At 34.2% G+C, this 10,607-nt stretch carries 10 protein-coding genes; 7 read left to right on the forward strand and 3 right to left on the reverse strand.

The genetic code is table 11. The annotated features are described in order from the left end of the window. The 4 genes from ACIQZ6_RS10310 to ACIQZ6_RS10325 form a co-directional block, all read left to right on the forward strand. A partial coding sequence (locus tag ACIQZ6_RS10310) for a S49 family peptidase (RefSeq protein ID WP_395810779.1) occupies positions 1–535 on the forward strand: 535 nt, incomplete at its 5' end. A 72-nt stretch (positions 536–607) separates the two neighbouring features. Next, positions 608–2,296, forward strand: coding sequence for a helix-hairpin-helix domain-containing protein (locus ACIQZ6_RS10315; protein ID WP_395810781.1), 1,689 nt, complete (start codon positions 608–610; stop codon positions 2,294–2,296). After that, entirely contained in the window at positions 2,286–3,263 is a 978-nt protein-coding gene (locus tag ACIQZ6_RS10320; RefSeq protein ID WP_395810782.1) for a glycosyltransferase family 9 protein, read from the forward strand. Before ACIQZ6_RS10315 ends, ACIQZ6_RS10320 begins: the two co-directional genes overlap by 11 nt. After that, a complete protein-coding gene (locus tag ACIQZ6_RS10325; protein WP_395810784.1) occupies positions 3,256–3,759 on the forward strand; it encodes a SixA phosphatase family protein in 504 nt (167 codons plus the stop codon). Before ACIQZ6_RS10320 ends, ACIQZ6_RS10325 begins: the two co-directional genes overlap by 8 nt. A 7-nt stretch (positions 3,760–3,766) precedes the next feature. On the opposite strand, the gene dprA is transcribed toward ACIQZ6_RS10325, so the two are convergent. The 3 genes from dprA to ACIQZ6_RS10340 all read right to left on the reverse strand — a co-directional run bounded on the left by dprA (position 3,767) and on the right by ACIQZ6_RS10340 (position 6,706). After that, on the reverse strand, positions 3,767–4,861 hold the full coding sequence (dprA, locus tag ACIQZ6_RS10330) for a DNA-processing protein DprA (RefSeq protein WP_395810786.1): 1,095 nt from the start codon (positions 4,859–4,861) through the stop codon (positions 3,767–3,769). Positions 4,862–4,951: 90 nt separating this feature from the next. Then, on the reverse strand, positions 4,952–5,578 hold the full coding sequence (rsmG, locus tag ACIQZ6_RS10335; protein ID WP_395810788.1) for a 16S rRNA (guanine(527)-N(7))-methyltransferase RsmG: 627 nt from the start codon (positions 5,576–5,578) through the stop codon (positions 4,952–4,954). 12 nt (positions 5,579–5,590) lie between these two features. Further along, entirely contained in the window at positions 5,591–6,706 is a 1,116-nt protein-coding gene (locus ACIQZ6_RS10340) for a glycosyltransferase (protein ID WP_395810790.1), read from the reverse strand. A gap of 157 nt (positions 6,707–6,863) precedes the next feature. On the opposite strand from ACIQZ6_RS10340, the gene tgt reads away from it, so the two are divergent. From tgt to ACIQZ6_RS10355, 3 genes are read left to right on the forward strand one after another with little or no spacing between them, the layout of a single operon-like run. Further along, positions 6,864–7,994 (forward strand): tRNA guanosine(34) transglycosylase Tgt, encoded by a 1,131-nt coding sequence (tgt, locus tag ACIQZ6_RS10345; RefSeq protein ID WP_395810792.1) that lies wholly within the window; start codon positions 6,864–6,866, stop codon positions 7,992–7,994. 4 nt (positions 7,995–7,998) lie between these two features. Further along, positions 7,999–9,078 (forward strand): LptF/LptG family permease, encoded by a 1,080-nt coding sequence (locus tag ACIQZ6_RS10350; protein WP_395810794.1) that lies wholly within the window; start codon positions 7,999–8,001, stop codon positions 9,076–9,078. Between the two features lie 7 nt (positions 9,079–9,085). Next, positions 9,086–9,982, forward strand: a complete 897-nt coding sequence (locus ACIQZ6_RS10355; RefSeq protein WP_395810796.1) for a DMT family transporter — start codon at positions 9,086–9,088, stop codon at positions 9,980–9,982. Positions 9,983–10,607: the final 625 nt, after the last annotated feature.

A 10,607-nucleotide genomic window follows, 5' to 3' on the forward strand; every position in this document is an offset into this window, starting at 1 on the left:
TGGTGTATTTGGTATCATTCCGAATATGCAAAAATTCTTCAATAATAAGCTTGGGATAACCTTTGATGGAGTTCAAACAGGAAAGTTTGCAGATCTAGGAACCGTAAGTAGGCCATTAACAGATGCAGAGCGAATGATCTTTCAGCTAGAAGTCAATAAAACCTACAATACCTTTACAAAAAAGGTAGCTGATGGACGTAAAAAATCACAATCTTACATCGACAGCATTGGCCAAGGAAGAGTGTGGAGTGGAACAGAAGCCTTAAAAAAGGGTCTTATAGATCGATTAGGTAATATTGATGATGCAATTGCATCTGCAGCAAAAAAAGCAAAAATCAAAGACTATAAAATTGTTAAATACCCTGCACAGGTAGATCCAATCACTTCATTATTTGACAACTCCGCTGATAAAGTAAAGACTTATTTTGTGCAACGTGAATTGGGCGATAATTTTATTTATTACGAACAAATGAAATCAGCGCTTAACCTTTCAGGGGTTCAAGCTCGGATACCTTATACTATTCAAATAAGGTAATCATTCCTATTTTTATTAAAAAAAATGACATACCCTTCCCTTTTCAGGGAAGGGTTGTTTATTTTTGGATGTATGGAAAACAAAATCATTGCAAGGACTTTAAGATTATTAAGCTCTTTATTGGAATTACACGATGAAAATCCATTTAAGGTAAAGTCTGTAGCAAATGCAGCATTTAAAGTAGACAAACTCCCCTATCCTATTTATACCAAGAGTCTGGCTGAAATGGAGCAGATAGACGGACTTGGGAAAAGTATTGCCAGTAAAATAAATGAGCTGATACAAACTAGTTCCATTCAGGAATTAGCGGATCTGATTAAGGTTACTCCACCTGGAATCATTGAAATGATGCAGATTAAAGGAATTGGGCCAAAAAAAATTCTAGTGATTTGGAAAGATCTAGGTATTGATACAGTTGGAGAACTTTATTATGCCTGTAATGAAAATAGGCTAATAGAAGCTAAAGGCTTCGGACTAAAAACACAGGAAGAGATCAAACAAAAGATAGAATTCAATATGGCCAGTAATGGGCGTTTTCTATATGCAAAAGTTGAAAATTTGGCAGAAGAACTCTTAAATCTGGCAAAAAAGGTATTTAATACCGAACAAATCTATTGTACAGGGCAATTCAGAAGAAAATGTGAGATCATCGATAGTCTTGACTTTCTAATTGTAGGCCAAGCAAATGAAGAAATTAAGGAGGAGCTCATCCTTAATGGACTTGAAAATGCTGAAATAAATGGTCAGGAAATAAAATGCAACACCGAATCAGGGCTGAGTATTTACTTCACTTTTTGTCATTCAGAAGAATTAGGCAAAAAATTGATTGTAAAAACAGGTAGCGAAGAACATACTAATTCTATTTTTTCAATTCTTGGAGAGGCTGATCTAAAAGATAAGTCCGAAAAACAGATCTACGAAGTTGCGGGCTTATCCTTTATTGAACCAGAATTACGTGAAGGAACTAATGAAATTGAACTAGCTAAATCAAATAAACTCCCTGAACTCATTGAATACGCAGACCTTAAAGGAAGTTTGCACAATCACAGTACCTGGAGTGATGGAATTCACACGTTAGAAGAAATGGCAGTCTATTGCAGAAATGAATTAAATCTGGAATACGTTGGAATTTGTGATCATTCAAAATCGGCATTTTATGCCAATGGGCTTAGTGACTTACGTGTAGCAGCCCAGCAGCGTGAAATTGATGAATTGAATATAAAATTGGCACCTTTCAAAATATTCAAAGGAATAGAATCAGATATACTTTATGACGGTTCACTTGATTATTCTAATGAAGTACTTTCAAGTTTCGATTTCGTAGTAGCTTCAGTTCATTCCATTTTAAATATGACTGAAGAGAAAGCCACAGAAAGGTTAATAAAAGCAATTGAAAACCCTTATACAACAATCCTTGGGCACCCAACAGGAAGATTACTTCTTAGCAGAAGTGGTTATCCAATTAACCATAAAAAAGTTATAGATGCTTGTGCAGCGAACAATGTCATTATAGAAATCAATGCCAATCCCTTAAGACTCGACTTGGATTGGCGCTGGCACCAATATGCAATTTCAAATGGAGTACTTCTATCAATAAATCCGGATGCACATCGAGTTGAAGGGCATCTTGACATGAAATATGGTACCTTAATAGCCAGAAAAGGTGGAATAAGTAGATTAAACTGTCTGAATGCGATGAATCTTGAGCAAATTTGCAGAGTGTTTGAGCAACAAAAAACAAAGCTTCATCTTGAAAAATAAGAATCTTAAAATACTGGTCATTCGCTTTAGCTCAATTGGGGACATTGTGCTTACAAGCCCTGTTGTGAGATGCCTGAAAGAACAAATTGAGGGTCTTGAGCTCCACTACCTAAGTAAAAAAACATTTGAAGCAGTTCTGGCAGGAAATCCACATATTGATAAGCTTCATTTTTTTGAAAACTCGCTTTCTGAATGCATAGCAGCGCTTAAAAAAGAGAAATTTGATTATGTAATTGATCTTCACCATAATTTAAGAACCTTACTAATCAAAACCAGCCTTGGGGTTAATTCTAGATCATTTGATAAGCTAAATTGGCATAAATGGTTATTGGTTAATTTTAAAAAAAATATACTTCCTGCAAAACATATTGTTGACAGGTATCTCAAGACCATAGAATTTCTTGGGGTTAAAAATGATGGAAAAGGTCTTGATTATTTTTTAACGAATGAATATGATCTAAAAAATATGCTACCTGAGTCACATTTAAATTTCATATCTGTGGTAATTGGGGCTCAGCATGATACAAAACGATTGCCTGTTGATCGATTAATCGAGTTATGCAGTAAAATCAATCATCCTGTGGTATTGTTAGGTGGTTTAGAAGATGCAGAACGGGGCGAAAAAATTGCACTAAAAGCAGGTAAACATGTATTCAATGCATGCGGAAAATTCAAGCTTGACCAAAGTGCATTCCTGATTAAAATGTCTGAAAAAGTTATTAGTCACGATACAGGCTTAATGCATATAGCAGCAGCGTTTAATAAGCAAATTTTATCTGTCTGGGGTAACACCGTTCCTGAATTTGGAATGTATCCTTATAAAGTTGATCATTCACACATTTTTGAAGTTAAGGGGCTTAGCTGCCGTCCTTGTTCAAAAATTGGACACAATACTTGTCCTAAAGGTCATTTCAAGTGTATGAATCAGATAAATTTGAACTTAGTGATTGATCAGGCAAATGGCTAAAACATTATTGTTGATCAGACATGCCAAATCAGATTGGGGAGATTTAATGCTATCTGATTTTAATAGGCCATTAAATCATAGAGGAGAAATAAATGCTCCTGAAATGGCCAAAAGGCTTGCCAAAAAAGAATTATTCCCTCAGCAATTTATCAGCAGCCCTGCATTGCGTGCCATAACTACCGCAAAATACTTTGCAAAAGAACTCCACATAAATACTGCAGATATCATACTAGAGAAAGCAATCTATGATGCTTTGACAAGTTCACTACTGGAAGTAGTAAACAATTTGGATGATCGTTCTAATTTCACAGCCTTATTTGGCCATAATCCAGGAATTACTGGTTTAGTTAATTATTTAAGCAATCAAGAGATATCTCATATGCCAACATGCGGAATGGCACTCATTAAATTTCCATTTGATCAATGGAAAATGTTAAGTTTTTGTACTGGAGAGCTGGTATTTTTTGATTTCCCCAAAAACAATAGTTTTATATAAACTATGACTATACCAATTTATAGACCTTCCCAGGTAAGGAAATAATATTTCCTTTCATCTCCATTCCAAGAATAGTAACTGCTAGCCTGCTCTGTTGTAATCCGGTTAGGAAAGACAATTCATCTACAGCTACACTTCCTTTTGAAAAAAGAACATTGGCAATAATCTGTTCATCTGCTGATAAATTGAGTGGCAAACTTAATTGGGTTTTAGCTGGCACTTCAATATCCCTATTCCATCCCATAATATAGTCAATATCTTCAACCTTGGTGATCAGATTGGCGCGATGTGTTTTGATAAGATAATTACATCCCAAACTAAATTCATCATTAATCTTTCCAGGGAATGCAAAAACATCTCTATTGTATGAATTTGCAAGCTCGGCAGTGATCAGGGCTCCTCCTTTAATACTTGCTTCAACCACGATGGTAACATCCGATAATCCTGCAATTATTCGATTCCGCTTTGGAAAATTCTGAGTGACTGGGATTGTACCCGACATAAATTCAGTAAGAAGACCGCCACAATCAAGCATTTTTTCAGCCATAGTTCGATGCTGCGCCGGATAAATACGATCAAGCCCATGAGCAAGCACTCCAATAGTAGGGATCCCTAATTTTAAAGACTCCTTATGTGCAGCACCATCAATTCCATAGGCTAGTCCGCTTACAATTAGCGGATCATACACCTGTAGGTTTGCAATCAAATTTTTACATATTTCTCTTCCATAATCGGTCGCATTTCTTGTTCCAACCACACTAATTATTTTTGACTTATTTAAATCAGCATTACCCTTAAAATATAGCATTACTGGAGCATCAGCGCAATTTCTAAGTCGCTTGGGATAATCATCATCTGTCAAAAACAAAGGTTTGATCTTGTATTTATCGATGAATTTAAGTTCAGCCTCTGCAAACTTAAATACTTCATGATTCAGGAGCAGTTCTAAAGTCTTAGGCCCAATACCCGGCACTTTTCCGAGATGCTGACTTTTGGCTTTAAACACTTCTTCTTCACTTCCGAAATAGCTAAGCAGATTACGGGCAAGAACTGAACCTATACCTGGAAGGCAAGAAAGGGCAATTTGATGGAATAAAGACATCCTTAATACTTTTTTGTTAAAATTAAACTCAGAAAAGCTAAAAACTAACAGCCTTGGGGATGCCGTATTTCAGTAAAAATTTACTGAATATTATTGTGGGATATATACCACGTATTTTGTGTCAAAATAATCTTCTTTAAAATAATTGGGAAGCGGGATCAATTCTGCGTTTAACCCTGATTCCTTTATTTCCTGGTCAAGATCACCTCCTTTAAGATATAAAATTCCGTTTTGAAGTGTATTGATCGATTTTTTTTCAAATTTACCTCTTACCCAAGGGTAAAAATCAGCCAATTTGGTGACTGCTCTTGAAATAACAAAATTAAACTTATCATCAATCTGCTCAGCTCTTGCATGAGTTGATCTTACATTTTTTAAACCTAAAGCCATTGAAACCTCCTGAACAACTTTTATTTTCTTTCCAATAGAATCAACCAAATGAAAATGAGTGTCAGGAAACATAATTGCAAGAGGAATTCCTGGGAATCCTCCACCAGTACCAACATCCAAAATTTTTTCGCCGGGTAAAAAAGAAATAACTTTGGCAATAGCGAGTGAATGTAGAATATGGTGTAAATAAAGCATATCAATATCTTTCCTTGAAATGAGGTTTATTCTCGCATTCCAAAAACGATACTGCTCATCAAGGGCTTCAAATTGATCCTTTTGAGTCTGACTTAAGTCAGGAAAATAATGATATATTATTTCAGAATTCAAACTAAGATTTTTTTATTTCCATTCCACTTTTTTCCTAAAAATGGATATAAAGCTTAAAAGCATGATATAAATGTAGTAAATGAAATCAAATACAGGTAAGTACCAAACAAGATCTATGTACTTTAATTTCTTTAATATTGGAATATAAACCAGCAATTGTACTAGCATTCGTATAAAAAATACAGAAGCAATTAACCACCATTGGTCTTTTAATACAATTAAGGTAATCAATAAGGCATAAAATAAAATCCCAGACAACACTTGGATAGTTAGCATGCTTTTATGCTTTTTTTTATACGCCTTACCGGCACCCTGGTGTCGAAATTTCTGCGAAAAGAATCCAAAAAGAGAATTTTTAGGCTCCGACCAAACCTGAGCATCGGGATGTATCTCAATGCGGGTATTTAGGCGGTTAGCATTCTGATTCACAAAGAGATCATCGTCTCCTGATAAAATATGCATATGCGAAGCAAATCCTTTACCACTAAAAAACAAAGACTTCTTATAGGCCATATTACGCCCTACACCCATGTATGGAATGCCTTTCAGTGCGTATGATAGATAATTTAGTGCCGTCAAAAATGTTTCGAATCTAATGAACTTATTGAGGAATCCTCCTTTTAACTCATAAGGAGAATATCCAAGTACAATCTCAGTATTTCCAGTAAAGTTGTTTTGCATATGCCTAAGCCATTGGTTTGATGCAGGTTTGCAATCAGCATCTGTAAAAATCAAATTTTCATTAGTTGTAGCCTTAATACCTAAAGTTACTGCAAATTTTTTACCATGCTTAAAACGTGGGTGCTCAAGTATAGTCACTACTTTCAAGTTTTTATATTCCACAGAAAGATCGCGCAAAAACCAGTCTGAACCATCATTTGAGCAATCATTAACAACTATAACTTCAAAATCAGGATAATCCTGGGTAAGGATAGGGACTAGATTTTTTTTTAGATTTTCTAGTTCATTTTTAGCGCAAATAATCACTGATAGAGGTGATTTTAGGTCTTCATCTAGTTCAATACTTCTAAAAGAAGCTAATTTTCGATGAATTACAATAACATAAAAAAGTTGAAGTAATAAACAGATTTGTAAGGAAATTACAATAGAAATATAAAAATAATCCACGCGCTATGTTAAACTTTTGAATGGAAGTAAATTTCTAATTTTTAAACTAACAATTAGCATTGTTTTTAAAATAAACTAAAATAAATTCTTCATAATTTCCACTCCCCGCAGCAGCAGTTTATATTTTGCTATTTTTGCCCTAATTATTAATTTTTAAATGAAATTTAAACTAGAGGCAGAAGATAAAAATTCAAAGGCACGTGCAGGAGAGATCACTACAGATCATGGCGTGATAAAAACACCTATTTTCATGCCTGTAGGTACTGCAGGATCAGTTAAGGCTGTGCATCAGCATGAATTAGCAAATGATATAAAAGCTCAGATCATACTTGGCAATACCTATCATTTATATTTAAGACCCGGACTTGAAACCCTTCAATTAGCGGGTGGATTACATAAATTCAATGGATGGAAAGGGCCTCTACTTACCGATAGTGGAGGATATCAAGTTTATTCTCTTTCAGGAGTACGCAAAATAAAGGAAGAAGGAGTTACGTTCCGATCTCATATCGATGGGTCTAAACATTTGTTTACTCCTGAATCTGTTATGGATACTCAGAGGATTATTGGCGCCGATATTATTATGGCCTTTGATGAATGTACTCCCTATCCCTGTGAATATGGTTATGCAAGGAGATCAATGGAAATGACTCACCGATGGCTGAAACGATGTTGCGAACGTTTTGATACAACAGAACCTATTTATGGATACAATCAGACACTTTTCCCTATTGTGCAGGGCTCAGTGTATAAAGACCTTAGGAAACAATCGGCAGAAGTGATCGCATCGTTTGAAAGGGAAGGTAATGCAATCGGCGGGCTGTCTGTTGGTGAGCCTGCTCAAGACATGTATGAAATGACAGAAATAGTTTGTGATATCCTCCCTAAAGAAAAACCACGTTACCTAATGGGTGTGGGTACTCCGATTAATCTTTTGGAAAATATTGCTCTTGGTATTGATATGTTCGATTGTGTAATGCCTACCAGAAATGCAAGAAATGGCATGCTTTTTACAAAAAATGGAATCATTAATATTAGAAATGAGCGATGGAAAAATGATTTCTCTGCAATTGAAGAAGATAGCGATCTTTATGCAGACAGAAACTATACAAAGGCTTATCTTAGACATCTTACGCATTCCAAAGAGATACTCGGAGCACAGATTGCTACGTTACACAACCTGAATTTTTATTTATGGCTGATGAATGAAGCAAGAGAAAAAATCATAGCCGGAGAATTTACAGATTGGAAGAATAAAATGGTTATTCAGCTAGCTCAACGTTTATAAAGGCATGATCAAAATTATTGACTGGTACATCATTAAAAAATACCTGGGTACATTTTCTTTTACCCTGGCTATTTTCACGGTGATTATTGTCATTTTTGATGTTTCCGAGAAACTGGATGATTTTTTACGGCATGATGCACCACTATATGAAATCATATTTAGTTATTACGCCGGCTTTATTCCATTTTATTTAAATTTTCTTTCTCCACTAATCAATTTTATTGCAGTCATCTTTTTTACAGCCAAAATGGCTGATCAAACTGAAATAGTTCCTATTCTTAGTAGTGGAGTTAGTTTTAAGCGTTTTTTGTGGCCGTATTTCATTTCATCAACTGTAATTTTCATCGTTACCTTGATTTTCAATTTATTTATCATTCCGGAAACAAATGAATTAAAGATTGATTTTGAAAATATTTATGTCGATCCAAAATCTGATAACTCAAAGATGTATACGCATATGCAGATTGATAAGAACAGCTATGTCTATATAGAAAACTTTGATAATAATCGGAAAATTGGTTACAAATTCGTTTTAGAAAAATTCACCGGTTATGACCTTAAAGAAAAATTAGTAGCTGATAAGATCACATGGGACTCATTAAAATCAAAGTGGATTATTGAAAACTATACCATTCGAAAAATTGATGGACTGAAAGAAAGTATGGATATGGGTTTAAAGAAAGATACCACGTTGGATATGCGGCCTAAAGACTTTGAAATTTATGATAATATTTACCAGGCAATGAATATGCGTGAGCTAAATGAACGAATTGATAAAGAAGAAACCAGGGGAACTGGGGTAATGGTAGACCTCCAATTAGAAAAATATAAACGCTTTGTTTATCCTTTTTCTGCCTATATACTAACTCTTATGGGGGTATCTTTATCATCAAGAAAGGTACGTGGTGGTATTGGACTGCCACTTGGTCTTGGTATATTGCTAAGTTTCACTTATATCCTATTCATACAATTTGCCAATATGTTTGCATTGAAGGGAGGCTTACCACCATTAGTGGCAGTACTTGTTCCGAATATAATTTTCGGGATCTTGGGTATATATCTTTTAATAAAAGCTCCAAAATAACACCTTCATGGCATTAGCTAAAATCCCCATCAGCCGCAATTTAGTCATATTACACATTACGGTCTTTATTTGGGGTTTTACGGGTATTCTGGGTGCATTAATCACTATTGATGCAAGTTATCTTGTATGGTATAGAGTACTTATAGCATTTGTTAGTTTATATGCCTATTTCTACTATAAAAAAATATCTATTAAAGTTTCTAAAGAAACATTTTTAAAACTCTTTTTTACAGGAGCAATCGTAGCCTTGCATTGGATTTTTTTCTTTCAATCAATTAAATCATCAACAGTATCTGTGGCATTAGTAAGCCTTTCGTCTCTTACTTTGTTCACTGCTATTTTAGAACCAGTACTAAAAAAACAGCGCATCTCTAAATTAGAGATACTTACAGGATTCCTAATAATCATCGGTATTTATATGATATTCAAGTTTGAATCCAAGTATTCGGTCGGAATAATTTACGGTCTATTAAGTGCTTTTTGTGCCAGTATTTTCTCAATCATAAATTCCAAACAAATCCAAAATCGCCCTGCAGCTATTATAAGCTTCTATGAGCTCATTGGGGCATGGGTGTGGGTTTCAATCTACTTATTAATTACGGAAGGTTTCAAGGCTCCTGTGAGCCTTAATCCAACAGATCTTGCCTTTTTGTTCATCCTCGGAACGGTCTGCACCTCTGTTGCTTATGTATCCGGAGTAGCAGTAATGAAAGAATTATCAGCCTTCAGGGTTGCACTTATTACAAATCTTGAACCAGTTTATGGAATAATTCTAGCCTTTCTTTTCTTTGGAAAAAAGGAACAAATGACCGCTGGATTTTATGTAGGCGCCTTGGTAATACTTGGCACTATCTTTATTTTTCCATACATAAAGAACATAAAAAGAAAAAAAATATCCAAATAAACTATTGGGTAGGGGGGTAGTTCAATACACTAAACCCCCAAAGAACTTTGTTATTTTTAAATTTTACATTCTAATTAAATAACAACCAAACAAAAAGGAACCAATCGTTTCATTACGAAATATCCTCATTCAAATTTTAAAATAGCATAAATCTATCTACCAGGAAACCTACAAAATAGCAGGGCCTAAAACAACTAGTAGTTAATGCAATATTTTAAAAACTTGGTCTTTTTGAATAGTATAAAAAGCTGTACAAACTCAAATTTATTTTTTTAATTTCAATGATTTATTCACCAAAAAGGTGATCAATAATTTCTTTATGAATTAATTTCACTGTTCTATATTTCATTGTAAGAAGGCGGCCTTCAAATACCGTACATTCATAAAAAATGAAATAGCTTAGTGTAGAAAAAGCCTAATTAAAAAGGCAATTCAGCTCTGAAGAAAATTAATAAAAAAAACTAAATTTATACCATTTAAATTCAATTTTACATCAAAAATATTGAATTAATTAAATTAAATAAGTAATTACAAATCAGTATTTTATATAATTTATATTAATTTAAATTACATATAAAAAATATAAATTAACAGCATTAAAACTAACTATTTTAGCAAGTTAATA

Origin of the sequence: Daejeonella sp. (assembly GCF_044348475.1) — a bacterium.
Taxonomy (GTDB): Bacteria; Bacteroidota; Bacteroidia; order Sphingobacteriales; family Sphingobacteriaceae; genus Daejeonella.